The organism is Oscillospiraceae bacterium MB24-C1 (assembly GCA_030913685.1).
Lineage (GTDB): Bacteria > Bacillota > Clostridia > Oscillospirales > Ruminococcaceae > Yanshouia.
In genome coordinates, this window is the sequence record CP133187.1 from 2,612,933 (window position 1) to 2,639,017 (window position 26,085).

Genomic DNA, 26,085 nt, shown 5'->3' on the forward strand with positions numbered 1-26,085 from the left:
AGCCTTAAAAGTCCACAACTTTGGCAATTCCACTGAAAATGCGCTGCGTCAAAAATGCCCGGAATACATCCGGCGTACTTGCGCTTTCTTCCTTGCCGCTTATGCTTTTAGTGAATTTCGCTATTGTTTTGACTTTTAAGAAACGCTCCGACCTGGAAGGATGAAAAAGGAATGAGTAAAAAGGTTTTAGCCCTTGTTTTGGTTGCAGCGATGGCTGCACTTTCCCTGACTGCTTGCGGTGGCGCTTCGAGCGCTCCAGCTTCTTCGGAGGCACCCGCGTCCTCCGGCCCCGTTGATTCTGCTGAACCTTCGGAAAAGCCCTTTGAGGGACAGACCCTCTCGATCAGCACCTTTAGCTTTAATGCTGAGTTGCTGCAAAAGAACATCTACGACCCCTTCATGGAAGCCACTGGCGCAAAGCTGGTTGTGGACACCGGCAAGAATGCTGAGCGCGTGACCAAGATCAAAGAGTCCCCCGAGAACTACGACGTCGTTGTCATCGGCGACCTGTTTGTATCCCAGTTGGCCGAAGAGGGTCTCATCGACACCATCGACCGCGCTGCCATGACCAACCTCGACGCGCTCTATGACTGCGCCAAGGCGCCCATGGGCGAGGATTTCGGCCCCGCTTACACCTTCAACCGCCTCGGCATTGTCTATGACGCGCAGTATTGCAACGTTGACATCAAGAGCTGGGCCGACCTGTGGAACCCCGAACTGGCTGAAAGCATCGCCATTCCGGATATCACCACCACCACCGGCCCGCTGTTTTACTATGCCACCGCCAAGGCTTTTGACCTTGAGCCTGGCAAGGATGACGCCGCCATCTTCGCTAAGCTCGGCGAGCTGAAGGCAAACGTCGTCAAGACCTACACCAGCGCCAACGACACCATCACCATGCTCAATCAGGGCGAAGTTAGCGTCGCTGTGCTGCTCGACTACAGCTACACCGCTGCCCAGAAAGCCAACCCCGACTATGTTTGGGTCGACCCCACCGAGGGCAGCTTTTCCAGCTATAACATGCTCAACATCATCAAGGACAGCAAGAACAAAGAGCTGGCCACCGCGTTCATCGACTTCTATCTGAGCAAGGAAGTTCAGCTTGCCGAGGCGCTCGACGGCGTTGACAGCCCGGTGCGCCCCGACGTTGAGCTGACCGAAGAGCAGGCCGCCAACTTCACCTATGGTCAGGACACCATTGACGCCCTGATGTTCCCCGACTGGTCGCTGTATAACGCCAACAAGGCACAGTGGATCGAGCAGTGGAACGCGATCTTCTCGGTTAAGTAACACATTAAAACGCAACCCGATAGCGGTATAGCCTCTAAAACGGCTGTGCCGCGCGGGAATCTTCTGAGCCTTTTTAAAACAAGGTTTTTAAGACTGCCTATGGGAGTTTACGGTATGAAAAAGAGCAAAACGCTGCTGTTGATTACAATTTTGGTGTACGCTTTTCTGATTGGCCCGCTGCTTGTTATTGCCGCGGCGTCTTTCAGCGACACCCCATATCTAAAGTTCCCGGGCGAGGGGTTTACGCTTAAATGGTATGCGCAAGCACTGACCATGAACGCGTTTATCGAAGCGGCCAAGATGAGCTTTTTCATCGCCATTGCGGGAACGCTTATTGCGCTACTGCTGGGGCTCCCGGCGGCGTACGCCCTCAACCGTTACCGTTTTAAGGGCAAAGAAAGCATAAAGCTGTTGTTCTTGTCGCCGGTGCTTATTCCATGTGTCGTGCTGGGCTTTATGATGCTGCGCTATGTCGTCAAGCACTATAACCTGCCGGTCATTCCAAGTCTGTTGATCGGCCACACACTGCTGAGTATCCCGTATATTATGCGAGTGGTGACCTCAAGCCTGGCGAATTTCGACTTCGCCGCAGAGGAGGCTGCCGAAAGCCTAGGCGCAACAAAGGTCTATACGTTTTTTCACATCGTGCTGCCCAACATTAAATCGGGTATTGCCTCGGCCTGTATCATGGCGGTGATCAATTCGTTTAACAACGTGTCGCTCTCGGCCTTTTTAACCGGCCCCGGTGTTTCGATGCTGCCGATCGAGATGATGAGCTATGTCGAATATCACTTCGACCCCACCATTGCTGCGTTGGCCACTTTGATGATGGCGGTAACGATGGGCGTAATGTTGCTGATTGAAAAAACGCTCGGTCTGCAAAGCGTCGTTTAATTAAATTGTTGTACTTCTAATTTGAATACCAAAAGCGCTCCGCATTCCATTGTCGTTATGGATGCGGGGCGCTTTGCATATTGCAGCAAGCGCCGACACAGGGTGGAATACGGCTGTTGCGAAAGAAGAGACCTCGGGGTAGCCGCCGCTTTTGTAAGCCCGCCCGCTCTTTTATCGGGTGGGCAAATATGGTACGATAAGACATGATGAAAGGAAGGTTGGTTATGCGGATTAAAACACTCGCTGTCGATACCGCCTATGATATCGGCGGCGCATTTTTACAGGCAATTGCCATTCAGTGCTTTATTTCAGGGTGCCGTATTGCGCCGGGTGGCGTATCCGGCGTTGCCATTTTGCTTAACTTTATGTTCGCGCTGCCGGTCGGCGTCATGTCGTTTGTTCTAAATATTCCGCTATTGATTTTATCTTGGCTTTATCTAGGGCGAATGTCCACACTTAAAACGCTTAAAACCATCGCACTCATGGCGCTTGTGCAGGATCTTCTGGTGACGCCCTATTTTCCGGCCATCGCGGGTGAGCGCATTGTGCTGGCCGCCTTTGGTGGTGTGTTTTCCGGCGTGGGCATGGCGATGATCTTCATGCGTGGCTCCACCACCGGCGGCATGGATATTGCCGCGAAGCTCATCCAACGCGCCGCCCCGCATTTTCAGATCGGCCACGCGCTGATGCTAGTGGACTTTTTGGTTGTAGTCGCCTCAGTGCTGGTTTATAAAAACATCGACACGGCGTTTTATGGCCTGCTGTGCATCGTCTGCACCACCCAGACTATCGACATGATCATCTACGGCATGAAGCGCAGCACTATGGTGACGATTATTTCAAAGTACAATACCGAAATTGCCAACGACATTATGCGACAGCTCTGCCGCGGTGCGACCTTTTTTAAAAGCTGCGGTGCGTTTAGCCGGCAGGAGGGGGAGGCGCTGCTCTGTGTTGTTGATAAAAAAGAGTTTTATCGCGTCAAACAGATCATTGACGCATACGATCCCCACGCCTTTGTCATCGTGTCTGAAACTAAGGAGGTTTACGGCGAAGGCTTTTTGGATAGCTGCCACACCGGTGTATAACCCTTGATTATTCTCCCACAGGCTCAGCGCTTTTAGATAGTCCAATCGTTTTCTCATCGAGTCATCGACATAGCAAATGCCCCGTCTTTACAGCATTTTGGCTGTGAAGGCGGGGCGTTGTTTATGAAATATGTACAGAGAATTTGAAACTTTTACACTGAGCTACCGGCTGGTCGAATAAAGCGGCCTGCCTGCGTTGAGGTCGTCCCTGATTTGGCGGGCGAGATAATCACTAATCTCATCGAGGGATCTGCGATCCTGCGTGACGCCCTTGAAATTATTGGTTACATTGAGCGTGATCGCCTCATTCTTGCTGTTGCCGGATTGCATGTGCCAGTATTGTGCGGTTTGCGCCTGTATATCGGCGAGCTGAAGCTGCTGTTGCTGCCAGCCGTCAAGGGCTGCGGTGGGATGGGGTTGGTTGGTCTGCCATGCGTTAAATGTAGAGGTGGGCTGGTAGAGGTGGAGATTAGAGGCGCCATAAATATTATCGATACTGCTTAAAGTTGCAGTGGCCTGTGAGATTTTATCTCGGGCTTTCTTTCGCTTTTCATATTTTTTCCGAAACAGTTCTCCGCGTTGAGTGGGGGGTTCTCCCTCGTAGATGAACGGGTTAGATGCCGCCAAGATGCTGTCCATGGTGTTTGCCTGAGCAGTTGCCTGATCAATATCCAATACTAATTGACCTGCTTCAACTTAATACTGCAAAAAAGCAAAGGCGCCAACAAAAGCAGCCATAATAGCTAAGGCACTAGCTACTACGGGGTGTTTTGCAGCTTGCAGCAAAGCAAGCGTCGATACTGAATTTATAATCTCTTTCACCTTGTAATCTGTAAGCACATCTGCATACGATAAAATGCCCGCAACATCTGCCGCTGTGCCAAAAACAGTCCCAAAGGTGTCAGAATCGTCTGAGTTCTCAGAGCTTGCCAGAGTTCCTAAAGAATCTATCAGTTTACTTTGTGTTTGTTTAAGTTGTTCAAGCGCCAGCGTGGTTTTTCCCTGCGCTTCGCAAAGAGATGACAAAAGTCGTAGAGGGTTATCTTCGCTTAATAAAGCTAAAGCGTTATCTTTTCCCACAAAAATCACTTCCTTGTTTAATTATTTTTGGTGCGTCATAATTTGGAAAAGTATAAAAAATTATTTACTTTTAAAACTAGTTATTTTAAAATTGGCAGGAGGAAATTTATAATAAAGGTTATTGCCACAGCAGCTTTAAAATCTCACTGAGCAACGCCACCGTGCCGACGGACATGAGCGGCATTTCTTTGGCGGTCTGAAAAAGCAGCTCGCACAGGGCTTCGGTGATCTCCGGTTTCATCGTTTTATTTTCCATCGTTTATTTCCTTTTGTTTTTCTTTTTAACCCCAACTGCCCCGCCGTAAAGATACGACAGGGCAACATTTTGCTTTTATGAGTCTTACAATCAGTTTCGTCTGCGTGGTGCCAGATTCCGCTGCCGCTCGGCCAGTTTTTGATTTTCCTCCTGCTCAAGCTGTTCACAGGCATAAAAAAACGCCTGTTCCTCGCGAGAATAGGCCGCGAATTCACTTGGGCGTATGTGGTGCTTGCGCAGGGCAAGATAGGCTAAAAATGCCGTTTCGTCCTTGCCCTGCTTAATCAGTTTTTTACTTCGGCCGCCAGTTCGGCAAGGCTGGTGCCCAGTGCGTTGTGCCGCTGGTACATCACGATCAATCGGGTGAGCTCCGCGTCGGTGGTCAAGGCCTTCAGTGCCTCGGCGGGCTCCAGAATAGTTCTACCCTCACGCTGCGAAAGCTCTTTGAGCAGTTCGGCATCTCTCAGGTTCGGGTACACCAGCGAACAGGCGATGACCGTCAGCAGAATGTCGCTCTGGCTGCGTCCCTCATACTGCTTTTGCAGCTCACAGCTTTCCATGGATGAAAGTTGGCGCAGCTCCCATTCGACGGGTGCGCTGCTTTCATCGCAAAACGCTTCGGATAGCACAAATTTCAGATTCTCCTTACGGGTGGGGTTCAAAAATGCTTTGAGATTTTTCGTGGTTGTTTCTCCTTTAAGTTATTTTTGGATAAAAAAGCGGACGCGTTCAGAAAGCCTTTTTCCTTTGTGTCGGAAACCTTTTGATATCTGCCGCATTTCTATACCTAGACTCTAGCATAGGTTCACAGTGGCCTTCTATGGCGTATTTCAGTGAAGGAGACAAAAAACCGCGTGTCCAAACGCCACGCCTCACACTTTTACATAAAACTTAATCTCTAAAATTGTTTTCCCCTGCATATACATGCACTAAGACGACACAGGGGAGGGCACACATGTGAAAGGCTTGCCGGAGGAGCGCGCCATACTGCTCGCTCAATATATCATCGAAAACAACGCAACGGTGCGCCAGGCGGCAAAGGCGTTTGATATTTCAAAGTCCACCGTACATAAGGACGTCAGCGAACGCATCAAACTGCTGTCGCCGTCGCTGCATGAGCAGTGCAGGCATGTGCTTGAGGTGAATAAGTCGCAGCGGCATATTCGCGGAGGGCTGGCCACAAGAGAAAAATATGCCAAAATGAGGACGAAATAACCGGTCGGGCAGTTTTGCTCGCCCAACCTTCAAGCGCACGCTTCCAAACTTTGGATGGTGCGCTTTTTGGGTTTTGCAGGGCTTTAAAACTGCGTTATAATTGACATCTTTACCGAAAAATTGTACAATAAACAATATCTGTGAAAGCCGCCAAAGCACACAAAGATTTCTGTTTAACGGGCGAATGGCGGTCATGGTTTATTGCGGCTTTAAAGCCGCATTTTGGAGTTTCTGAAAATAAAAATTACTGACTTTTTCACAATGATAGGTGCTTAAACATTTTACTTGTGAGAGATACTATAAGTTAGCAAATAACGGAAGGAAGGTTCGCCTTGGAAAAGTTTGTTATAAAAGGCGGTCAACCCCTTGGTGGAGAGATTACGATCAGCGGTGCAAAAAATGCCGCCGTTGCCATTATTCCGGCGACAATTCTGGCAAAGGGCCGTTGCGTGATCGAAAATGTTCCCGACATCAGCGATGTCGAAATTTTACTCGAAATTCTAACGCATCTCGGCGCAAAAACCCGCCGGATCAATCGCGATACCCTCGAAATAGATACTTCTGCCGTGGACTGCAACGAGGTTCCCTATGAGTTTGCAAGGGCTATGCGGGCGTCCTATTATTTCCTCGGCGCACTGCTCGGGCACTGCAACGTGGCGAATGTCTCGATGCCGGGCGGCTGCAACTTCGGCGTGCGACCCATCGACCAGCATCTCAAGGGATTTACCGCGCTGGGAGCCGAGGTGACCGTTGACAGCGGCATGATCTGCGCCAAGGCCAACCGCCTGTTGGGCGCGCACATACACTTTGACGTAGTCAGCGTTGGGGCGACCATCAACGTTATGATGGCCGCGGTAAAGGCACACGGTGTCACCATTATGGAAAATTCTGCCAAAGAACCACATATCGTTGACTTGGCCAACTTTTTAAACTCGATGGGTGCCGACATCCGCGGCGCAGGCACCGATGTGATCAAGGTTCATGGGGTGGATGTGCTCCGTCCCAGCACCTATTCCATAATTCCCGACCAGATTGAGGCGGGCACCTACATGGTGCTGGCGGCGGCGACGGGGTCAGACCTACTCATTAAAAACGTCATCCCCAAGCATCTGGAGTCAGTCACCGACAAGCTGGAGGCGGCAGGTGCCATCGTCGAAGAGCTTGACGACGCGGTTCACGTGACGGGACAGGCCACTATCAACAAGGTCAATGTCAAAACGCTGCCGCACCCCGGTTTTCCGACCGATATGCAGCCGCAGATCACCGCCATGCTTTGCCGTGCCGGCGGCACGAGCATCATCACCGAGGGCGTGTGGGAAGGCGGCCGGTTCAAGTATATCGACGAATTAAAGCGCATGGGCGCAAATATCTCGGTCGACGGCAAAATGGCGGTTATCGAAGGGGTCACGCGGCTGACCGGTGCGCCGGTCAAGGCGACCGATCTTCGCGCCGGGGCTGCGCTGATCATCGCGGCACTCGCCGCCGAGGGCGTCACCGAAATTGAGGATATCGAGCATATCGAACGCGGCTACGAAAAGATTGTTGAAAAGCTCGTGCATATCGGCGCGGATATCAAAAAGCAGATCACGCCCGATTCGGATATGATCAGACCCGCGCAATAGCGGCTTAGAAAGTCTGGGGCTATCCCCGAAGCAATTTGGGGATAGCCGTTTTGTTTTAATTTTTAAAGGGGAGATTCTATTGGCGAAATTCTGCGTGCTGGCCTCGTCGAGCGCGGGTAACAGCACCTATATTTCCTGCGCGCAGGGCGCCGTGCTTGTCGACGCGGGCATCAGCTGCCGCAGAATTGTCAACGCCATCGCCCAAACAGGCGAGTCGGCGTCAGAGCTTAAAGCGGTGTTGATCACCCACGAGCACACCGACCATATCAAAGGACTGTTAAACCTTATCAAGAAAACCGGTGCGGCGGTGTACGCCACCGGCCCGGTGCTCGACTACATAGCGGCGCGCAATCATGTGCCGGCCGGTGCAACGCTTGTCGAAGTGACCAGCTGCCCATTTGAAGCGGCGGGCATGCAGATTCGGGCGTTTGCCACCCCCCACGATAGCGCCGCCAGCGTCGGCTACCGCCTGACGCTGCCCAATGAGCAGACCGTTGCGGTCGCCACCGACTTAGGGGTCATCACCGATGAGGTTATGCAAGGGGTTCGGGGCTGCCGCACCGTGTTGCTGGAGGCCAACTACGATCCGCAGCTGTTGCGAATGGGGCCGTACCCTTATTTTTTAAAGAAGCGTATCGCCTCGAACAATGGGCATTTGGATAACAGCAGCTCGGCGGCGTTTGCCGCGGCGTTGGTGGAATCCGGTACGGCGCAACTCTTTTTAGGGCATCTCTCTCGCGAGAACAACAACCCTGCGCTGGCTGAGCAGACGGTGGCGGCAGCTTTGGCTGAGGCTGGCGCACAGCGCGGCCTCGATTTTGAGCTGGAGGTTGCGCCCTACGATGAACTATCCAGATTGGTGAGATTCTAATACCATGTCCCCCCGAAAAGCAGCGATCTTAGCGATGGATGTTCCCCGCCCCGCTGCGTTTTCTGCGGGGCGAAATTCTCGCCAAAAGCTATTTTAGTTTTAAAGGGGAGAGCGGTACAAATGCGAAATATCCGATTAATCACGGTGGGCAAGCTCAAGGAGAAATATCTTTCTCAGGGTTGCGCCGAATATTTAAAGCGCTTGTCGGCCTTCGCGCGGGTTCAGGTGATTGAGCTGGACGAGGTACGCTTGCCCGAGAGGCCCTCTCAGGCGCAGATTGATGCAGCGCTGGCCTTGGAAGGCGAAAAGATTCTGGACAAAGCCCGCGGCAGTGCGCTCATCGCGCTGTGTATTGAGGGCGAGCTATTCTCTTCCGAGCAGTTGGCCGCAAAGCTCGACGCGCTTGAGGTTCAGGGCAACAGTGCCATTTCGCTGGCCATCGGCAGCTCGTTTGGGCTGGATGACGCAGTCAAAAAAACGGCGGTGGTGCGGCTGTCGTTCTCGCGCATGACCTTCCCCCACCAGCTTATACGCCTGATACTCTGCGAACAGCTTTATCGCGCCTGTTCCATTTCGGCGGGTGGAAAGTATCATAAATAGCAATTGATGCCGAAAGGGGAAGCACGATGGCCAGAACAGAAAACACATTAAAGACAAAACCGATGGATGCGCGCGCCTTTGCAAATAGAAGTGATACAGCGGTGACATGGCTGGGCGGCGCGGGTTTTTTGGTCAACTGCCGCGGGGTCATTATCCTTATTGACCCGGTGCTTTCGCTTTCGCCTGATAAAGAGGGGTGCAGCGAGGCGGGGCTGAAGCTTAAAATCGCGCTGCCGATTCTGGCGCAGCAGATCTCGCACGTCGACTATGTGCTGTACACCCACTCGGACATCGACCACCTCGGTCCGATAACGGCGAATGCACTGGCCGAAAAGGGCGCGAAGTTTTTTGGCACCTACCGCGTTTACCACGCGTTGACCCAGCTTGGCGTCAACCCAAAGCAGGCGTTTGTCTGCCGCGAGGATGAGCCGGTGCAGCTCGGCGGCATCGCGGTTGATGTCACGCCCGCAGACCACCCGTGGCAGCTTAAAGATTTAAAGCGCGAGGGCAGACCGTTTCGCGCTGGGGAATGCTGCGGCTACATCCTCAATACGCCGGACGGTCGGCTGTTTTTTCCGGGCGACACCCGCCTGATGGAAGCACATCTGCGCATCAAAAATATTGACTTGCTCGCATTGGACGTCTCGATGTGTGAATACCACCTCAACCATACGTCGGCGGCGGTTCTGGCGAATAATCTGCCCGAGGCGTGGTTGTTCCCACTGCATTACGGTACCTACGATTCGCCGCAGCCCGCGCACCAGGGCGATCCGCGTGACGTGTTTAAAAATGTGACCGACGGCGACCGGCGCGGATTGCTGTTGCCGCCCGGCGAGCCGTTTGTGCTCAAAAAACTTGAGGTTTTAATGCCGTAGATTAAAAGCCTGAGTTCGGCTTTTTTAAATAAAGCTATTGAACGACATCTGCCTGCGGCGAGAAGGCCGTCGGCTTTTGGATAGACTACGCCTGAAAAGAGGGAGCATTTTGAATCTGATACAGCAACTGGCGCAGGAATTGTCACTGCGCGAAAGTCAGGTGGAAAGTGCGGTTAAGCTGCTCGACGAGGGCAACACCGTGCCGTTCATCGCCCGTTACCGCAAGGAGGCGACCGGTTCGCTCGACGACGGCCAGCTGCGCGACCTTGAAGATCGTCTCAACTATCTTCGCAATCTGGACAAACGCCGCGAGGAAATCCGATCGAATATCGAGGGGCAGGGTGCCTTAACCGACGAACTGGCGGCCGCTATCGCCGGCGCCAAAACGCTGGCGGCGCTTGAAGATCTTTACCTGCCCTACAAGAAAAAGCGCCGTACCCGCGCGCTGATGGCTAAGGAAAAGGGCTTGGAGCCGCTGGCGCTTAAATTCTTTGAACAGACCGGCGCAGCGCTGCCCGACGTGCTTGCTGCGCCGTTTGTTGAACCTGAAAAAGGGGTGGAAACGGTCGAGGACGCTATTGCGGGCGCGAAAGACATCATCGCCGAAATGGTCTCGGATGATGCGGCGGTGCGCGGCGCTCTACGCGCATTTTTGCAGCGAACGGCATGTTTGCGTTCGGTGTCGGACGACGAGCAGGCGGCGCAGGGCGTCTACGCCATGTACTGCGATTTTTCCGAGCCGGTGAACAAAGTGGCGGGCTACCGCGTGCTGGCGATTGACCGCGGGGAGCGCGAGGATGTACTCAAAGTTTCGATTGAGTGCGACATGGAAGCCGCGCTGCAAACGCTGGAGCGCGTGGTGGTCAAAAAAGGCTTTTCGCCGTCGATTCATGTGGTGAAAGAAGCCTGCGCCGATGCGCTGACCCGTTTGATTTTCCCATCATTGGAGCGCGAACTGCGTAGCACACTGACCGAAAATGCCGCCGAACAGGCGATAAAGGTATTTGCGCTAAACTTAAAGCCGCTTTTAATGCAGCCGCCCGTCAAGGGCCGGGTGACGCTGGGGCTTGACCCCGCGTACCGCACTGGCTGCAAAATTGCGGTGGTCGATGCCACCGGCCGAGTGCTTGATACCACTGTGGTCTATCCGACGCCGCCCCAGAGCAAGGTTGACGAAGCTGCCGCGAAGCTCAAGGCGCTAATCAAAAAGCATAACGTCAGCATTATTTCTATCGGCAACGGCACCGCCTCGAAGGAGTCGGAAATCTTTGTCGCCGACCTCATCAAAACGCTGGACACGCCGGTGTCCTACATGGTGGTCAGCGAGGCGGGCGCGAGTGTCTATTCGGCCTCAAAACTTGCCGCTGAGGAATTTCCGCAGTACGACGTGTCGCTGCGCTCGGCAGTATCGATTGCCCGCAGGTTGCAAGACCCGCTGGCCGAGCTGGTCAAGATTGACCCCAAGGCCATCGGCGTGGGGCAGTACCAGCACGATATGCCCAAAAATCGGCTGGATCAGACACTGGGCGGCGTGGTCGAGGACTGCGTCAACTCGGTGGGTGTGGATGTCAACACCGCATCGTTTTCGCTTTTGGCGTACATTGCGGGCGTCGGCCCGGCGTTGGCGAAGAATATTGTGGCCTACCGCGAGGAGAACGGACATTTCACCTCCCGCAAGGCGCTGATGTCGGTGCCAAAGCTCGGCAAAAAGGCATTTGAACAGGCGGCGGGCTTCATGCGCGTCGCCGAGAGCGAGAACCCACTGGACAATACGGCGGTACATCCCGAGAGCTATACCGCGGCGCAAAAGCTGCTCAAAGCTTGCGGCTTTAACGAGGCGGATTTACGCGCCGGACGCCTTCAAACGTTGCCTGAGCGCGTGGCAGAAAAGGATGAATCAGCGCTGGCGGCAGAGCTTGGCGTCGGCGTTCCCACGCTACGCGACATGGTCACAGAGCTGTTAAAGCCCGGGCGAGACCCGCGTGACGAGCTGCCGCCGCCAATGCTGCGCTCTGATCTGCTGGAGCTCTCAGACCTCAAGCCCGACATGGTTTTGGACGGCACGGTGCGCAACGTGGTCGATTTCGGCGCGTTTGTTGACATCGGCGTGCATCAGGACGGGCTGGTGCATATCTCTCGCATTTGCGACCGGTTCTTAAAGCACCCGAGCGAGGCGGTTCGGGTGGGCGACGTAGTGAAGGTGAAGGTGCTGGAAGTGGACGCCCGCCGCAAGCGGATTTCACTGACCATGCGGGACATCTAAGACAGAGAAGGAATAAGACGATGCCGAACTATGGGATAAGATTTTTGCGGATGATCTTTGGAATAGCGTTTTACGGCTGCGGCGTTTACATGACAATTCAGGCAAATCTGGGGCTTAGCCCCTGGGACGCGCTGCACATGGGCATCAATTGTGCCACGGGTTTAAGCTTCGGTAACGCCTCCGTGATGGTGGGGCTGATCATTCTGGTGGCGGATGTACTGCTGGGTGAGAAAATCGGCTTTGGCACGATAGTCAATACTATCATGATCGGCAAGATGGTGGATTTTTTCAATTACATCGAGCTGTTACCCAAGATGGAAAATTTTTTCTCGGGGCTTGTGCTTTTGCTTGCAGGCTTGGTGATTGTTTGCTTTGGAATGTATTTTTACATGGGCACAGGATTAGGCGGCGGCCCACGCGATTCGCTGATGGTTGCCCTTCACCGCAAGTATCCGAAGCTTCCTATCGGCTTGACGCGCACCCTGCTGGAGGGTGCCGCGCTGCTGAGTGGATGGATGCTGGGGGGCAAGGTGGGCATCGGCACGTTGGTTTCGGTGTTGAGCGTCGGCTTTATCATGCAAGGTGTTTTTGCGTTGGTGCGCTTTGACCCCAAAGCCGTGCAGCACGAAAACCTTATGGTCACTATCAACCGGATGCGCTCTGCTCAAAAGATTTGAAAATTTAGTTTGGCTTTTTTGGGGGCGGTGTGCTGAAAGCACGCCGCCTCTCTCTCTCGTATTCAGATTCAGATTCGTATTCGTATTGGGATTCGGATTCGGATTCCGCGCCCGCGCGAGCCGCCATCTGCCGCAGGTTTTTACAGCTTGCGGCAGGCCGCCGCAACTTGCCGCTGATTGCCGCAAACTCTTGCAGACGTTTTTAAACGGCATCATTAGCGTAGCTAATATAAACGCTTTTTCACTTATCAAGGTTCATATTAACGCGCATCAAAACAGGCAAGCGCTGTTTTCAGGCAGCCCTTGCTCATATTAGAATATGGTTCAAACCCCGTAACACCGAACCTGCCCCCCATGGTCAATGTGTTTTGGGGTTGCTGTTTTTTGTAAGAAAGCCGCCCGCCCTACCATCAGTTTAGCATAGGGCGACGGGGGCTTTCTATGGTCAGTTTTTTGGGGGGCGATCCCCTCGTTAATGCGGGGATGTCCGCTGCGGCTTTTGTCGACCCTGTCCCTTTTGACCAAAGCTTCAAGCCATTCGACCACCTTTCCGTTAAAGCAACAAAAGAGTCTGCACCGCCATGTGGCAATGCAGACTCTTTTTAAATTCAGGCAATAATAATCAAAAATCTTACAGCTTTTCGACAATATCCTTGGTGTCGCGTGCAATGAGCAGCTCCTCATTGGTGGGCAGCACCCAAACCGCGACCTTCGAGTCGGGAGTGGAGATGCAAGCTTCCTCGCGGCAGCCGCTGTTCTTGGCAGCGTCGAACTTGATGCCGAGCACTTCCATGTTCTCGCAGACACGCTCACGCACAACGTCGTCGTTCTCGCCGATGCCGCCGGTGAAGCAGACAGCGTCTAGCCCGCCGAGAGCGGCGGCGTAGGAGCCGATATACTTCTTGATCTGGTAGCACAGGATATCCACAGCCAGCTTGGCGCGCTCGTTGCCGGCATCCTCTGCGGCGTGCAGGTCGCGCATGTCGCTAGAAACGCCCGAGATGCCGACCAGGCCGGCCTGCTTGTTGAGGATGTCAATGATCTTGCTGGTGCGGAAGCCCGACTTCTCAGACATAACGCTGACAAGCGAGGGGTCAATCGCGCCGCAGCGGGTACCCATGATGAGGCCATCCAGCGGAGTCAGACCCATGGTGGTGTCCACGCACTCGCCGCCGTTGATAGCGGTGATGGAGGAACCGTTGCCCAGATGGCAGGTGATGACCTTCAGGTTGTCCCTGCCGGTCAACTCGACCAGACGCTGGGAGACAAAACGGTGGCTGGTGCCGTGGAAGCCATAACGGCGCAGGCGATATTTCTCATAGTACTCGTAGGGAATCGGATAGATATAAGCCTTGGAGGGCATGGTCTGATGGAGGGCGGTGTCGAACACGACAACCATCGGAATCTTCTCGCCGAACACCTTGCGGCAGGCCTTCATCGCAGTCAGGCCGGGCGGGTTGTGCAGGGGTGCGAGGGTCGAAAGCTCGTCGATGGCGTTCATGACCTCGTCGTCGATGAGTGCCGAGCAGGCAAATTTCTCGCCGCCGTGCACGCCGCGGTGGCCGATGGCCGAGATCTCAGAGATGTTGTTGATCACCTTGTGCTCGCCACAGGTCAGCAGCTCGACAACCTCGGCAAACGCCTCAGCGTGGGTGGGGAAGGGCGTCTCATACTCAATCTTGGTGCCGTTCGAAAGCTTGTGGCTGATTTGGCCGCCGGCGCCGATGCGCTCGCAGAGACCCTTGGCGATGACTAGCTCGGTTTCCATGTCGATGAGCTGGTACTTCATCGAGGAGCTGCCCGCATTGATTACCAGAATTTTCATTATTGTTATCCTCCTTTGTTATACTGAAATACCAGATTAAAAGGTTAAATAGATTAGCTGTTGCCAAGATATCAACTTTTTAGAGGAATATCAGTATTAAAACACGACCATGCTTGCAAAAAAGAACGCCCCTTTTGTCAATTAGGAATACCAAACGGGATTACGCGCGTAATCGTCAGTATTTCTTGACTAGGGTGCTCATAAATAATATAATATTATATAATTTCCAAAAGTTCAAGTATACCGCAGTAAATCGAAGTATTATTGGATATTTACACTATCGTGGGCATTTTTCGAGCCCAAAATACTTAAAAATCCATGAAAATTTTGTGTGCGGCATATGGGGCTTGAAATACCGCAACAGATGAAAGGGGGTAGCGCTAATGACTATTGTAGCAATTGCGGCGGAGTATAACCCGTTTCACAACGGGCATGCCTATCACATCGCCAAAACGCGTGAAGCGGGGGCAACGCATATCGTCGCGATTATGAGCGGCAATTTTACCCAGCGCGGAACCCCTGCCATTGCAGAGAAACGAGCTCGTGTCAGGTCGGCGCTTGCGGGCGGCGCCGATCTGATACTGGAGCTGCCGCTCCCCTATGCCATGGCGACCGCACAGCGCTTTGCGCTTGGCGTCGCGGGCATCGCAGAAGGAATGGGATGTGTCGATGTCTTGTCCTTTGGCAGCGAGTCCGGCTATCTTTCAATATTAAAAGCGGCTGCGAATGCGGTGGATAGCGCCCCCGTGTGTGAGCGCATGACTCAGTTGCTTTCAACCGGAATCACCTTTGCGCGTGCGCGGCAGCAGGCGGTCAGCGAACTTTGTGGTGACGAAATTGCCGAAACACTCGGCAGCCCCAACGACGCGCTGGCGGTGGAATATATCCGTCAGCTCAAACTCATGGGCAGCCGCATTGTGCCGTTCGCTGTTGTAAGAAACGGCGCTAGGCACGACGACGTTGTTGCAAAAGGCGAAATGGCCTCGGCCTCTTTTTTGCGGGCGCTGATGCGCAGCGGTGGCGTTGCGGCTATTTCCGATTTTATGCCAGAGGGGGCGCATGCAGCTCTTGGGGCTGCCGTACAGGAATCGCTGGCGCCGTTTGACGAGAAAAAGCTGCAAGCCATGATGCTCGGCGTACTGCGCCGCATGACGGCTGAGGAAATATCTCGTGTGCCCGATCTCTCCGAAGGGCTTGAAAACCGTATCTATGCAGCCATCCGACAGGCGTGCAGCGTTGAAGAAATCTACACGCTGGCAAAGTCCAAGCGCTACACCGCGGCCAGAATCCGCCGGGTGGTCATGTCGGCGTTTTTAGGGCTGGAATCCATCTATGGTGAGCAAAAGCCGCCCTACATCCGCGTGCTGGGCTTTAACACGCGTGGTCGAGAGATACTCTCGCGCATGAAGGAGACCGCCACGTTGCCGGTGTCCGACTCGCTGGCCTATTTGAGCCGCGTCAACGAGGTGTGCGCTGCCTTTGTCGAGCTGGAAGCACGCGCAACCGATATTTATCTGTTGGGACTGCCGGTCATCCGCCCCTGCGGTTATGATTACGTGGCCGACAGCGTCCGTGATATTTAAACTGTAATGACCTAAAGACGAAAGGAAGGGTAAGCTATGAAATCTATTTTGATGCTTTTAGATAAGAACGCCAGAATGTCCCATGAGGATATTGCCACGGCGACCGGCAAGACCGTCGACGAGGTGAAGGCCGAAATTAAGGCCTATGAAGAAAACGGCACCATCAAGGGCTATACCACCCTTGTCGACTGGGAAAAGACCGACCGCAACTATGTGACGGCTCAGATCGCGGTCAAGATTTTACTAAACGGAAAAAGGGGCTTTGACGACATTGCCGAGCAGTTGGCCAGCTTTGAAGAGGTTGAGACGGTGACGCTGATGAGCGGAGGCTACGACCTTTCGCTGACCGTTTCAGGCAAGACCTTTCAGGAGGTTGCCATGTTCGTTGCCTCGCGTCTTTCCCCGCTTGAAGGGGTGCAGTCCACCTCCACAACCTTTTTGCTCAAGACTTACAAAGAGCGGGGCATAGCCACTAAAAAAGATAAAGATATGCGGGAGGTGCGGGTTTGATCAATTATGATAAAGTGCTGTCACAGACGGTCAAAGACATCAAGCCTTCGGGCATACGACGCTTTTTTAACCTTGCGAACGAAATGGAAAACGTCATTTCGCTCGGTGTTGGCGAACCCGACTTTAAAACGCCGTGGGCGGTGCGCCGCGCGGGTATACAGGCGCTTGAGGCAGGCAAAACCTGGTACACCGCCAACGCGGGCATGGCGGAGCTGAAAAGCGAAATTTCTAACTATATGGCTCGCCGCTTTCAATTAAATTATAAGCCTGACGAGCTTTTTGTCACAGTGGGCGGCTCTGAGGCGATTGATATGTGTATTCGTGCGCTTGTTGAGCCGGGCGATGAGGTTATGGTGTGCGAGCCGAGCTTTGTGTGCTATTCGCCGATTGCGGCGCTCTCGCAAGCCAAGGTGGTGCCAATTGCCACCAAGGCCGAAAACGGCTTTTCGCTGACCCCCGAGGAACTCAAAGCCGCAATTTCGCCCAAATCTAAGCTTTTGATTATGCCGTTCCCTTCCAACCCCACCGGCGGCATCATGACAAAAGAACAGCTTGAAGCGATCGCCGACGTGCTGCGCGGCACCGATATCATGGTGCTTTCCGACGAGATTTATGGCGAACTGACTTACGGCGGCATCAAACATTATTCTCTGGCTAATATCCCTGATATGTGGGAGCGCACCATCGTGGTCAACGGCTTCTCGAAGGCCTATGCCATGACTGGCTGGCGCTTGGGCTACGCTTGTGGCCCCAAGCCGATCATTGACCAGATGCTCAAAATTCACCAGTACGCCGTTATGTGCGCGCCCACCGTCAGCCAGTTTGCCGCCATTGTGGCGATGAAAAGCTGTGACGACGCCATCGCAGAAATGCGCGACGAATATGACATGCGCCGCCGCATGCTAGTGGATCGCCTAAACGCGATGGGCCTGACCTGTTTTGAGCCCAGGGGCGCATTTTACGTCTTCCCAAGCATCAAATCCACCGGCTTGACCAGTGCCGAATTTTGCGAGCAGCTTTTAAACGCCAAGCGGGTCGCGGTTATTCCGGGTGACGCGTTCGGTGAATGTGGCGAGGGGTATGTCCGCATCTCTTATTCCTACTCGATGGAGCATCTCATCACCGCGCTTGAACGCATTGCGGAATTTTTGAAGGAAATCAAATGAGATGACAGAATCTATTACCGCAAAAGCTTTTGGAAAAATTAATATGACTCTTGCGATCACCGGCCGACGTGACGACGGCTATCACACGTTGTGTTCGGTAATGCAGAGCATTTCGATTTGTAATGTGGTCAAGGTTTTTAAAACCGAGGGCGGGGGCGTCACACTTAATTGTGACGACCCCGCTTTACCGACCGACGAACGCAATACAGCCTATCGCGCGGCACAGACCTTTTTATGTCATGCGGGGCTACCGCGGCGCAGCGGCATCTTTGTCAAGCTGCAAAAACGGGTGCCGTATCAGGCGGGCTTAGGCTCGGCCAGCGCCGACGCCGCAGGGGTGCTTGCCGCCTGCAATGTGCTGTTTGGGCAGCCGTTTTCTCAGCAGCATCTACTGGAGATTGCCGCAAAAATCGGGGCGGATGTGCCGTTTTGCCTCACCGGTGGAACCAAACTTGCCGAGGGCATCGGCGATATTTTTACCCCGCTGCCCAATTGCCCCGACTGCACACTGCTGATTCTGCATCCCGGTGAGGGCGTTTCCACGCCAGAGGCGTACCGGCGGTTCGACGCGCTGCAAAATCCGGTTCAGCCGCAAGCCCAACCCATGATAGCGGCGCTACATAGCGGCGATCTGCATCAGGTCGCCACAGCCTGTGGCAATGTGTTTGAGCAGTGCTGCCCCGTGGCTGCGGTTGCAGAGATGAAGGCGGCGCTATTGAGAGCGGGCGCACTTGGCAGCGCTATGAGCGGCTCTGGCACTGCAGTTTTCGGTCTCTTTGCCGATGCACTATCCGCCCAAAGGGCTCGCGAAGCGCTTTTGCCCTTTGGCTGGAAAAGCTGGCTGGCTAATCCGGTCAATTGTGGCGTTTTAGTAGAATAGTTTTGGTTGTGTAAATTGAGATGTCATCTGAGCCAACAGCCCGACAGACTTGTCGGGCTGTTACTTTCTGGTTTCGGTCAAGCTTTTTAAATCTTACGAGGTTTGGGGTGGGACCCCAAGCGGTGTTTTATGACTTGAAAAACACAGGAAGGGGGGAGCCAAAACGGGGAACTGTTTTGCGCAGGGGACCCCCTGCCAGGGGTTCCCTCGACGCCGTTTAGAGCAGTATTACTTATACCTTTGAAGCCTTCGGCAAAAGAAATCCGCTGAGTGCATAAACCGCCAGAAACCTGACCATCCTGTTATTGCAACAGGATCGGCAGAAATAACCGCATAGAACAACACCCGCCCACAGTGGGTCATGGCCTGCCGTCCTGACTTTAACAAAGGATTGGCAGGTTTTTATAATGACAAAAACAGACCGATTTGCCCTCACTCTTTTTTTGACGCTAATGCTGTCGATGCTTTTGCTTTCGTTCGACAGCTTTGCCGCACAGTGCGCCGCCGTGCGCCAGAATACGCTGCGGCTGCATATCATTGCAAACTCGGATCTTGATGAAGACCAGCAGCATAAGCTCTTGGTGCGCGACGCATTACTGCAAGAATATTCAGAGCTGCTGGGCGGGGAAGATGCCGCTCAGGCAGCCCGCATTGCCGAATTTTTGCGCGACGACATCACCTTGACTGCCCAAAAAACGCTGCAGGCGGCGGGGGATATGCACAACGTCGCGGTGAGTGTCACCGATATGTACTTCGACACCCGAACCTATGAGGATGGCGTCACGCTGCCCGCCGGAGAATATACCGCGCTGCGGGTGGTGATTGGTGAAGGCAAGGGGAAGAACTGGTGGTGCGTCATGTACCCCCCGCTTTGCATCCCGGTGGCGACACAAGAACAGGCTGCCGAGGTGGAAGAGCAGATTCGTACCCTGAGTGTCGAACCGTGTTATCAGGCGAAGTTCGCCGTGGTTGAAGCTTTTGAAAAGCTGACCGACCGCGCCAGTGAATAAACGTCCACTAAATTTTCGAATTCAAAACGGCCTAAATTTAAAACCAAAAAGTATCCCGGGGCGCAAATGCCCCGGGGTTTTGTTTTCTTGGAATAATTCAACTGCGCTGACGCGAGAATAAACGCTAAACGCCACCGACGTAAAAGCTGAGACTTCAGCCCCTGCACCGGCGGCACTTATGCTTATCCTGTACCCAGCAGATCGCGCCGCAGCTGGGTCATAATCTTCTTTTCGCGGCGTGATACCTGCACCTGTGTCATCCCTAATCGTTCGGCGGTCTGGGACTGGGTCTTTTCGCCAAAATAGCGCAGCAGAATAATGGCGCGGTCGCGCTCCTCCAATAAATCCAACGACTGGCGCAGCGCGATAAGATCACTGGTCAGCTCCTCGGGCGAATCGACCGGTAGATCAAGCTGACCGCCACCCTGCTCTTCGCTTTCGGTCAGCGATATTGGCGGCGCACAGACGCCGATGGCTTCTACCACCGCTTCTTCCGAGACTTCAAGCAGCGCAGAAAGCTCTGAGATAGTGGGCTCATGACCATGCTCAAACGAAAACCGTTCCCGCGCGCGGACAATACGCATCGAAAGCTCCTTGATGGTGCGGCTTATTTTAATTGCGCCACCATCGCGGAAAAGGCGGCGCATTTCGCCTAGAATAACCGGTACGGCATAGGTCGAAAAGCGCACCCCGCGGTCGTGGTCAAACGCGTCGGTCGCTTTAATCAGCCCGATGCAGCCGGCCTGAAACAGGTCTTCATATTCGATACCGCGCCCCTTAAAGCGGTGGGCGCAGGCATGCACCAGCCCCATGTTGCTTTCGATAACTTCGCTGCGCGAAGGAATTTCCTTACACCCTGACATTTGCATCACCTTTGGAGATGAGCCTCCTTTCGAGGGTGACAACGGTGGGGCCGCCCGGTTTTGAGCGTACCTTGACCCGGTCCATCAGGCTTTGCATCACCGAAAAGCCCAGCCCGGAGCGCTCCTGCGCAGCACCGGTGGTAAAAAGCGGTTCCATCGCCTGATTAACGTCGTCTATGCCGCAACCCTTGTCCTTCACCCTAATAACCACCCGCCTGCCTTCATAGATGTCGGCGGATATGTAAACGCGGCCAAGGGTATTCGGATAGGCGTGCACAATACAGTTGGTTACCGCCTCTGAAACGGCGGTGCGTATGTCGCAGAGCTCCTCTACTGTGGGGTCGAGCTGGGCTACAAAGGCGGCGACGGCGGCGCGGGCAAAGCTTTCGTTGACCGAACGGCCGTCAAACTCAGCTTTCATTCTGTTGAGCGGTTTTATCATGTTTTCATTCCTCCGTTTTAATACTGGCCAAGCGGTCTAGCCCCGCCAGGCGCATCACCTTTTGCAGCGGCTTGGGGGTGTTGGCAACACTCACTGTGCCGCCGAATGTATTCATTAGCTTGTAACGTCCCATGACCAGACCTATTCCAGAGGAATCCATAAAAGTGACGCCGCCAAAATCCAGCGTCAGCACAGCCGGGCGATAGCGATCAATTGCTTCGTCTATCTGGGCGCGCATACCGGCCGCCGAATGGTGGTCGATTTCGCCCGCGAGCAGCACCGTCAGCGTATCGCCGGCGGGGGAAAGAATTGTACACACAGCTTTGCACTTCCTTTTTTGGATAATATGGATATCTTTTCAATTCAGAAGGGGAAATATACCCCAAAACAGAAAAATCCCTTATCAACAAGGATAAGGGAAGCACCTGGTCGAGAAAGGTCATAAACCGCGGCTTGCCGCCAAAAAAGCGAAAAAATGGCGGGTAAATGCCGCAGGCTCAAAAGATGCAAATTTGTTTTAAGCAAAAAAGCCGTATTTTGTCCAATAGCAAGCAAAATATCAACAAACCAAACAGACGGACTTGCTAGAATAGCGCGGCTTCCGATGCCGCAATTTTTAGACAAATTCGATGGATTATTCGAATTTTTCGATGCATATAGTCAGCATTACATATAAAAAAGAAGAAATTTAAACCAATTTCCCTGTATCTTTTTAGTGAAATATGCGTTATAATAAATATCAGTGTAAAATTATAAAAGTCCAGCATTATGTCCAAATTTATCGCCTGCATGTTGCAAAGCACATGCTCTGTCCGGAGGGGCTTAAAAAACTTGGATATGCTTACCTTGGCTCTGCTGCGGACTCTGATTGTACAACAAGGGGGAAGTCACCATGAAATCGCTCAAACTCAAGTTAATCGTCATGTTTACGCTGGTTATTTTTGTTGTCGTGTCAACTTTAGGCATCGCAATTGTTACCTTTGAAGGCAATAAATTATTGGAAGATGCCCACTACAACCTGGAAATGATGGCACAGGCAGAGGCTGAAAACATTGCCAGCCAGCTCAAAGCTGAGCTAAGATATATTGATGCTCTGGCCCAAAATGCTATGATAACCGACGGCACGGTTACAGTTATCGAAAAGACTGCCTATTATCAGGCGGAAGCCGAAAGAATGGGTTACATACTGTTTGGTTATGCCGATTCATCGGGTAAAGCGATTATTTTAGATGGGAGCATGACAACGAATAATGTTGCCGATCGTGAGTTCTTCCAAAAAGCGATGGAAGGTGAAGCAAACTGCTCTGATCTGATGTTTAGCAAGTTAGACGGAAAGCCCGCCATCGTGTTTGCGGCACCCGTCAAAATACATGGTCGCGTTATCGGTGTGTTCTATGGTCGAAAGGACGGCCTTATGCTCAGCGAATATAGCCAGAATACCACCTATAAAGAGACAGGCTACGCCTATATTATCAATAACCAAGGCACCACAGTAGGGCACAAAAACACCGATCTGGTTATGGCGCAGGACAATGACATTGAAAACGCGAAGAACGACCCAACTGTTCAGGCACTGGGCGCCATGACACAACAAATGATAGCCGGTGGCGTAAGTAGTGGGGAGTATCGTTACAACGGTGTTGACAAAATTGCGGGCTATGCCCCCATTGATGGTAGCCCGTGGATTTTAGCGCTTACAGTGGAACGCGGTGAGATTTTTGAAAGAGTCATTGCATTGACCAAGCTGCTTTTGGGTTTGTGTTTGGCGATAACGGCAGCAGGTGTTATCGCAATCTATTTCGTTAGCGACCGAATTGCCAATCCGATTAAAAGAATCACCGCGGCGGCTCAGCAAATTGCCGACGGCAATTTTGATGTCTCGCTGTCGGTTAAAAGCAAGGACGAAATCGGGCGTCTGGCACAGGCTTTTGGGTTGACCATCAACCAGTTGGTCAACTATCAGGGTTATATTGACGAGATTTCGGAGTCGCTGCTCAGCGTGTCTCAGGGCGACTTAACCATTGAGCCTAAGCGCGATTATGTCGGACAATTTAAAAGACTTAAAGACAATTTACAAGCCATGCTCGACAACCTCAATGCCACGCTGACCAAGATTAACGAGGCTGCGGCGCAGGTGGACAGCGGCTCCGACCAGGTCTCAAACGGTGCTCAGGCGCTTTCTCAGGGCGCCACCGAACAGGCCAGCGCTATTGAGCAGCTGTCGGCTTCCCTTGAGGAGGTTACGGCGCAGATCAAACAGAATGCCGAAAATACACAATTGGCGCATGATAAAGCCAATTTTGCAGGCCGGGAGTTGCGCAGTAGCAACGACAAAATGAAGGATACCGTTGCAGCGATGGATCAGATTGCTCAAAAATCTGCCGAAATTTCTAAGATCATCAAGGTTATTGACGACATCGCTTTCCAGACCAATATTTTGGCGCTCAACGCGGCGGTTGAGGCCGCTCGCGCAGGCGAAGCGGGCAAGGGCTTTGCCGTTGTAGCCGACGAAGTTCGAAATCTAGCGGGCAAATCGGCTGAGGCAGCCAAGAACACCACCGTGCTGATCGAAGAGACGATTGCGGCTGTGAAGAACGGCAGTGAAACCTCCGCCTCGACCGCACAGTCGCTGGAGCAGAGCGCCCAAGAAACACGGGCTGCTATTGAGCTGATAGACAAAATCGCACATGCTACGCAAGATCAGGCCACTGCAATTGTCCAGATCAGTCAGGGTGTTGAACAGATTTCTTCGGTGGTACAGACCAATGCCGCCACTGCGCAGCAAAGCGCCGCAGCAAGCGAAGAATTGTCTAGCCAGGCCAACCTGTTGGAGGAGCTGATTGCAAAGTTTAAGATTAATGATGCGGTTTCGCAGAGCGAGACTTTCGAAGAGCTGTCTGAGGAGGACGAGGAGCCCGTTGACCCTGCTCCTGTTATCGAGGACGGCGACAGCAAATATTTTTAAAATTAGCTTACAAAAAATTTCGTTGCCCAACGGGTAGCGCATCAGGGCCGTCGGTTTAATCCGGCGGCCCTAAGCTTTGTTAAGATGTCGCAAGAACCTTTTCTCGCCTAATTCTTAAGGTTTCAATATTCCTTACGGCGGCCGGTAATAATGACAGAATTGGCTCTATATGATATAATTTTTGATATCTTATTTTGTGCCTCGCGGTCAATATATGGTCGCCAGATAGGGGCAGGAACAGCAACGGGGCAAGCTATTTGGCGGTCATGCTGCCCTTACAATGAGCAAAGGAGAGTTTTGAACATGGAGATGGTATCCCCCCGATATGCAGGGACAAACAAGGGTCATTACAGTCCCGGCGTGATTTCAAACGGCATGTTGTATATATCCGGGCAGTTATCTATTGACCCAGATACCCGCGCATTGCCCGACGGCGGTATTGCGGCACACGCCGCGTTGGCGCTTAAAAATCTCGAACGCGTGCTAACCGAGGCGGGCTTAACCCGCAACGATGTGGTGCAATGCCGCGTTTATGTGACCGATGTTGCACTCTGGGACGAAGTGAATGCCGTATATGCCGAATTTTTTGGCAACCACAAACCCGCTAGAATCGTTTTGCCGGTACCGGCGTTGCATTTTGGCTGCATGGTCGAGATAGAAGCGGTCGCGGAGGTGCGCGCCTTATGAATTACATCTGCTCAAAGTGCGGAACCAAAACGGATGTAACGACCAGAGCGCCCAAATGCGATTGTGGTGGGCTGTGGAAGCTCGACTTTACCCCGGCAAGCTTCGACCCGGCGCTGATTGACAAAAGCTGTTGGGGTCTTTTTCGCTACCGCGCATTTATGCCGCTCCTCGATGAAAGCTGGCGTGAGATCTCGTTGGGTGAGGGTATGACGCCGGTGGTGCCCTTTGACGACGATCTGCTGCTCAAGATGGACTATTTCATGCCTACGCTGTCCTTTAAGGACAGGGGCGCCGCCGTGCTGATCTCTCATTGCAAAGCGATTGGCGTCGATTCGGTAGTCCAGGACAGCAGCGGCAACGCAGGCAACAGCGTGGCAGCCTATTGCGCCAAAGCGGGCATCGCCTGTGAGATTTTTGTCCCCGAGGGCACCTCGCCCAAGAAAATCGACATGATCCGCGCGCACGGTGCGGCGGTCAACATTGTCCCCGGCTCGCGCGACCATTGCGCCGACGTCTGCCGCGCCAAGGTGGACAGCGCGGGTAAATATTATGCCAACCATGTCTACAATCCCTTCTTCTACGAGGGTACCAAAACCTATATCTACGAAATTTATGAGCAGCTCGGGCGCATCCCGCAGAATATCTTTGTACCGCTGGGCAATGGCACGCTGTTCATCGGTGTTATCAAGGCGCTGGAGGAGTTTTTGGCGGCCGGAATTCTCGACAAAATGCCCAACGTTGTCGCGTTACAAAGTGCGCATTGCGCGCCCATTGCGGCAGCGGTGGAGCAGGGGCTGACATCTCCGGCCGCGGTCACAGTCTCACCTACGCTGGCAGAGGGCATTGCTATCGGCGTGCCAATGCGCGGTGAAGAGATTTTGAGCTATATTAAAAAGCACCACTGCAAGGTGATTCTCACCCCCGAAGATAAAATTCTTGAGGCCAGAAGCGCGCTGGCTAAAAAGGGCATCTACTGTGAGCATACCACCGCGGCCAATTACGCGGCCTATCTGCATTATTGCACGCTTTACGGCAAAACGCCGGACAGCATCATCCCGATGTGTGGCGCGGGATTAAAATCCGACCATTAAATTAGAATACTGAAAAAAGTAACGCCCCCGGAAATCAATTGAAGTGATCCAAAGTATGTCTAGGGCTGGCAATCCCAGAGATAACGCTGTGATCGAAAGCTTCTTTGGTAGGTTCAAAGATGTTTTGCGTTTCCAGTTTCACTACTGGCTTGCTGATGACCTTTCTTCCGTCATCACAGACGCAATCGCTTATTTTAATACCATTCGTCCCCTCCGCAAACTAAGCGGAAAACCACCTGTCCAATTCAGAATTGAACAGGCAGTTTAAGTTGAGCTTTATTCTGTCTACTTTCTATTGACTATTTCAGAAATCAATCCGGGGGCACTGTTAT

The 26,085-nt window shown here is 53.0% G+C and carries 27 protein-coding genes; 19 read left to right on the forward strand and 8 right to left on the reverse strand.

Annotated elements, in window-relative coordinates; translation table 11 throughout:
- Positions 1 to 171 precede the first annotated feature (171 nt).
- From RBH76_12525 to RBH76_12535, 3 genes are all read left to right on the forward strand, one after another.
- Positions 172 to 1,290, forward strand: coding sequence for an ABC transporter substrate-binding protein (locus RBH76_12525; GenBank protein ID WMJ83547.1), 1,119 nt, complete (start codon positions 172 to 174; stop codon positions 1,288 to 1,290).
- Between the two features lie 114 nt (positions 1,291 to 1,404).
- Positions 1,405 to 2,184, forward strand: a complete 780-nt coding sequence (locus RBH76_12530) for an ABC transporter permease (GenBank protein WMJ83548.1) — start codon at positions 1,405 to 1,407, stop codon at positions 2,182 to 2,184.
- Positions 2,185 to 2,408: 224 nt separating this feature from the next.
- The gene (locus RBH76_12535; GenBank protein WMJ83549.1) at positions 2,409 to 3,272 is read left to right on the forward strand and encodes a YitT family protein; all 864 of its coding nucleotides are present in this window, start codon (positions 2,409 to 2,411) and stop codon (positions 3,270 to 3,272) included.
- Positions 3,273 to 3,434: 162 nt separating this feature from the next.
- Here the strand turns inward: RBH76_12535 and RBH76_12540 are convergent, their stop codons facing one another.
- The 4 genes from RBH76_12540 to RBH76_12555 form a co-directional block, all read right to left on the reverse strand.
- On the reverse strand, positions 3,435 to 3,947 hold the full coding sequence (locus RBH76_12540) for a hypothetical protein (GenBank protein WMJ83550.1): 513 nt from the start codon (positions 3,945 to 3,947) through the stop codon (positions 3,435 to 3,437).
- Between the two features lie 21 nt (positions 3,948 to 3,968).
- Positions 3,969 to 4,352, reverse strand: a complete 384-nt coding sequence (locus RBH76_12545) for a hypothetical protein (GenBank protein ID WMJ83551.1) — start codon at positions 4,350 to 4,352, stop codon at positions 3,969 to 3,971.
- A 118-nt stretch (positions 4,353 to 4,470) separates the two neighbouring features.
- On the reverse strand, positions 4,471 to 4,608 hold the full coding sequence (locus tag RBH76_12550; GenBank protein WMJ83552.1) for a hypothetical protein: 138 nt from the start codon (positions 4,606 to 4,608) through the stop codon (positions 4,471 to 4,473).
- Between the two features lie 284 nt (positions 4,609 to 4,892).
- Entirely contained in the window at positions 4,893 to 5,237 is a 345-nt protein-coding gene (locus RBH76_12555; protein WMJ83553.1) for a hypothetical protein, read from the reverse strand.
- 328 nt (positions 5,238 to 5,565) lie between these two features.
- Between RBH76_12555 and RBH76_12560 the strand changes: the two genes are divergently transcribed.
- From RBH76_12560 to RBH76_12595, 8 genes are all read left to right on the forward strand, one after another.
- The gene (locus RBH76_12560) at positions 5,566 to 5,823 is read left to right on the forward strand and encodes a sporulation transcriptional regulator SpoIIID (GenBank protein ID WMJ83554.1); all 258 of its coding nucleotides are present in this window, start codon (positions 5,566 to 5,568) and stop codon (positions 5,821 to 5,823) included.
- A 332-nt stretch (positions 5,824 to 6,155) separates the two neighbouring features.
- Entirely contained in the window at positions 6,156 to 7,445 is a 1,290-nt protein-coding gene (locus RBH76_12565; GenBank protein WMJ83555.1) for a UDP-N-acetylglucosamine 1-carboxyvinyltransferase, read from the forward strand.
- 79 nt (positions 7,446 to 7,524) lie between these two features.
- Positions 7,525 to 8,316: an MBL fold metallo-hydrolase gene (locus tag RBH76_12570; protein WMJ83556.1), complete on the forward strand. Its 792-nt coding sequence runs from the start codon at positions 7,525 to 7,527 to the stop codon at positions 8,314 to 8,316.
- Positions 8,317 to 8,436: 120 nt separating this feature from the next.
- Positions 8,437 to 8,916, forward strand: coding sequence for a 23S rRNA (pseudouridine(1915)-N(3))-methyltransferase RlmH (gene rlmH / locus RBH76_12575; GenBank protein WMJ83557.1), 480 nt, complete (start codon positions 8,437 to 8,439; stop codon positions 8,914 to 8,916).
- Between the two features lie 26 nt (positions 8,917 to 8,942).
- Positions 8,943 to 9,791 (forward strand): MBL fold metallo-hydrolase, encoded by an 849-nt coding sequence (locus RBH76_12580; GenBank protein ID WMJ83558.1) that lies wholly within the window; start codon positions 8,943 to 8,945, stop codon positions 9,789 to 9,791.
- A gap of 106 nt (positions 9,792 to 9,897) precedes the next feature.
- Positions 9,898 to 12,054 carry a Tex family protein gene (locus tag RBH76_12585; GenBank protein WMJ85232.1) on the forward strand — a complete coding sequence of 719 codons (2,157 nt, stop codon included), beginning with the start codon at positions 9,898 to 9,900 and terminating at the stop codon, positions 12,052 to 12,054.
- 20 nt (positions 12,055 to 12,074) lie between these two features.
- The gene (locus RBH76_12590; protein ID WMJ83559.1) at positions 12,075 to 12,731 is read left to right on the forward strand and encodes a hypothetical protein; all 657 of its coding nucleotides are present in this window, start codon (positions 12,075 to 12,077) and stop codon (positions 12,729 to 12,731) included.
- A 441-nt stretch (positions 12,732 to 13,172) separates the two neighbouring features.
- A complete protein-coding gene (locus RBH76_12595; protein ID WMJ83560.1) occupies positions 13,173 to 13,337 on the forward strand; it encodes a hypothetical protein in 165 nt (54 codons plus the stop codon).
- 25 nt (positions 13,338 to 13,362) lie between these two features.
- Here RBH76_12595 and RBH76_12600 read toward each other — a convergent pair whose 3' ends face one another.
- A complete protein-coding gene (locus RBH76_12600; protein WMJ83561.1) occupies positions 13,363 to 14,556 on the reverse strand; it encodes an acetate kinase in 1,194 nt (397 codons plus the stop codon).
- Between the two features lie 383 nt (positions 14,557 to 14,939).
- On the opposite strand from RBH76_12600, the gene RBH76_12605 reads away from it, so the two are divergent.
- The 5 genes from RBH76_12605 (at position 14,940) to RBH76_12625 (ending at position 19,705) form a co-directional block, all read left to right on the forward strand.
- Entirely contained in the window at positions 14,940 to 16,139 is a 1,200-nt protein-coding gene (locus RBH76_12605; protein ID WMJ83562.1) for a nucleotidyltransferase family protein, read from the forward strand.
- A 36-nt stretch (positions 16,140 to 16,175) separates the two neighbouring features.
- The gene (locus RBH76_12610) at positions 16,176 to 16,649 is read left to right on the forward strand and encodes an Lrp/AsnC family transcriptional regulator (GenBank protein WMJ83563.1); all 474 of its coding nucleotides are present in this window, start codon (positions 16,176 to 16,178) and stop codon (positions 16,647 to 16,649) included.
- Complete coding sequence (locus RBH76_12615; GenBank protein WMJ85233.1) at positions 16,649 to 17,815, forward strand: aminotransferase class I/II-fold pyridoxal phosphate-dependent enzyme; 1,167 nt, start codon at positions 16,649 to 16,651, stop codon at positions 17,813 to 17,815. Before RBH76_12610 ends, RBH76_12615 begins: the two co-directional genes overlap by 1 nt.
- Position 17,816: 1 nt before the next feature.
- Positions 17,817 to 18,695, forward strand: a complete 879-nt coding sequence (gene ispE / locus RBH76_12620) for a 4-(cytidine 5'-diphospho)-2-C-methyl-D-erythritol kinase (protein WMJ83564.1) — start codon at positions 17,817 to 17,819, stop codon at positions 18,693 to 18,695.
- A 407-nt stretch (positions 18,696 to 19,102) separates the two neighbouring features.
- A complete protein-coding gene (locus RBH76_12625; GenBank protein ID WMJ83565.1) occupies positions 19,103 to 19,705 on the forward strand; it encodes a stage II sporulation protein R in 603 nt (200 codons plus the stop codon).
- Between the two features lie 182 nt (positions 19,706 to 19,887).
- Here the strand turns inward: RBH76_12625 and RBH76_12630 are convergent, their stop codons facing one another.
- Genes RBH76_12630 through RBH76_12640 form a run of 3 tightly spaced genes read right to left on the reverse strand, consistent with a single transcriptional unit; the run spans position 19,888 to position 21,329 of the window.
- Positions 19,888 to 20,568: a sigma-70 family RNA polymerase sigma factor gene (locus RBH76_12630; GenBank protein ID WMJ83566.1), complete on the reverse strand. Its 681-nt coding sequence runs from the start codon at positions 20,566 to 20,568 to the stop codon at positions 19,888 to 19,890.
- Complete coding sequence (spoIIAB, locus tag RBH76_12635) at positions 20,555 to 21,010, reverse strand: anti-sigma F factor (protein ID WMJ83567.1); 456 nt, start codon at positions 21,008 to 21,010, stop codon at positions 20,555 to 20,557. Before spoIIAB ends, RBH76_12630 begins: the two co-directional genes overlap by 14 nt.
- Before the next feature lie 4 nt (positions 21,011 to 21,014).
- Positions 21,015 to 21,329, reverse strand: coding sequence for an anti-sigma factor antagonist (locus RBH76_12640; protein WMJ83568.1), 315 nt, complete (start codon positions 21,327 to 21,329; stop codon positions 21,015 to 21,017).
- Positions 21,330 to 21,902: 573 nt separating this feature from the next.
- Between RBH76_12640 and RBH76_12645 the strand changes: the two genes are divergently transcribed.
- From RBH76_12645 to RBH76_12655, 3 genes are all read left to right on the forward strand, one after another.
- A complete protein-coding gene (locus RBH76_12645; GenBank protein WMJ83569.1) occupies positions 21,903 to 23,975 on the forward strand; it encodes a methyl-accepting chemotaxis protein in 2,073 nt (690 codons plus the stop codon).
- 303 nt (positions 23,976 to 24,278) lie between these two features.
- Positions 24,279 to 24,662, forward strand: a complete 384-nt coding sequence (locus RBH76_12650) for a RidA family protein (GenBank protein WMJ83570.1) — start codon at positions 24,279 to 24,281, stop codon at positions 24,660 to 24,662.
- On the forward strand, positions 24,659 to 25,753 hold the full coding sequence (locus tag RBH76_12655) for a threonine synthase (protein ID WMJ83571.1): 1,095 nt from the start codon (positions 24,659 to 24,661) through the stop codon (positions 25,751 to 25,753). Before RBH76_12650 ends, RBH76_12655 begins: the two co-directional genes overlap by 4 nt.
- Positions 25,754 to 26,085 lie beyond the last annotated feature (332 nt).

What these genes read in the sequence shown, in the direction of transcription:
- RBH76_12525 (WMJ83547.1), top strand. Translation starts at nt 172, where the DNA reads ATGAGTAAAAAGGTTTTAGCCCTTGTTTTGGTTGCAGCGATGGCTGCA.
- RBH76_12530 (WMJ83548.1), top strand. Translation starts at nt 1,405, where the DNA reads ATGAAAAAGAGCAAAACGCTGCTGTTGATTACAATTTTGGTGTACGCT.
- RBH76_12535 (WMJ83549.1), top strand. Translation starts at nt 2,409, where the DNA reads ATGCGGATTAAAACACTCGCTGTCGATACCGCCTATGATATCGGCGGC.
- RBH76_12550 (WMJ83552.1), bottom strand. Translation starts at nt 4,608, where the DNA reads ATGGAAAATAAAACGATGAAACCGGAGATCACCGAAGCCCTGTGCGAG.
- rlmH (WMJ83557.1), top strand. Translation starts at nt 8,437, where the DNA reads ATGCGAAATATCCGATTAATCACGGTGGGCAAGCTCAAGGAGAAATAT.
- RBH76_12580 (WMJ83558.1), top strand. Translation starts at nt 8,943, where the DNA reads ATGGCCAGAACAGAAAACACATTAAAGACAAAACCGATGGATGCGCGC.
- RBH76_12590 (WMJ83559.1), top strand. Translation starts at nt 12,075, where the DNA reads ATGCCGAACTATGGGATAAGATTTTTGCGGATGATCTTTGGAATAGCG.
- RBH76_12595 (WMJ83560.1), top strand. Translation starts at nt 13,173, where the DNA reads ATGGTCAGTTTTTTGGGGGGCGATCCCCTCGTTAATGCGGGGATGTCC.
- RBH76_12600 (WMJ83561.1), bottom strand. Translation starts at nt 14,556, where the DNA reads ATGAAAATTCTGGTAATCAATGCGGGCAGCTCCTCGATGAAGTACCAG.
- RBH76_12605 (WMJ83562.1), top strand. Translation starts at nt 14,940, where the DNA reads ATGACTATTGTAGCAATTGCGGCGGAGTATAACCCGTTTCACAACGGG.
- RBH76_12610 (WMJ83563.1), top strand. Translation starts at nt 16,176, where the DNA reads ATGAAATCTATTTTGATGCTTTTAGATAAGAACGCCAGAATGTCCCAT.
- ispE (WMJ83564.1), top strand. Translation starts at nt 17,817, where the DNA reads ATGACAGAATCTATTACCGCAAAAGCTTTTGGAAAAATTAATATGACT.
- RBH76_12625 (WMJ83565.1), top strand. Translation starts at nt 19,103, where the DNA reads ATGACAAAAACAGACCGATTTGCCCTCACTCTTTTTTTGACGCTAATG.
- RBH76_12630 (WMJ83566.1), bottom strand. Translation starts at nt 20,568, where the DNA reads ATGTCAGGGTGTAAGGAAATTCCTTCGCGCAGCGAAGTTATCGAAAGC.
- spoIIAB (WMJ83567.1), bottom strand. Translation starts at nt 21,010, where the DNA reads ATGATAAAACCGCTCAACAGAATGAAAGCTGAGTTTGACGGCCGTTCG.
- RBH76_12645 (WMJ83569.1), top strand. Translation starts at nt 21,903, where the DNA reads ATGAAATCGCTCAAACTCAAGTTAATCGTCATGTTTACGCTGGTTATT.
- RBH76_12650 (WMJ83570.1), top strand. Translation starts at nt 24,279, where the DNA reads ATGGAGATGGTATCCCCCCGATATGCAGGGACAAACAAGGGTCATTAC.
- RBH76_12655 (WMJ83571.1), top strand. Translation starts at nt 24,659, where the DNA reads ATGAATTACATCTGCTCAAAGTGCGGAACCAAAACGGATGTAACGACC.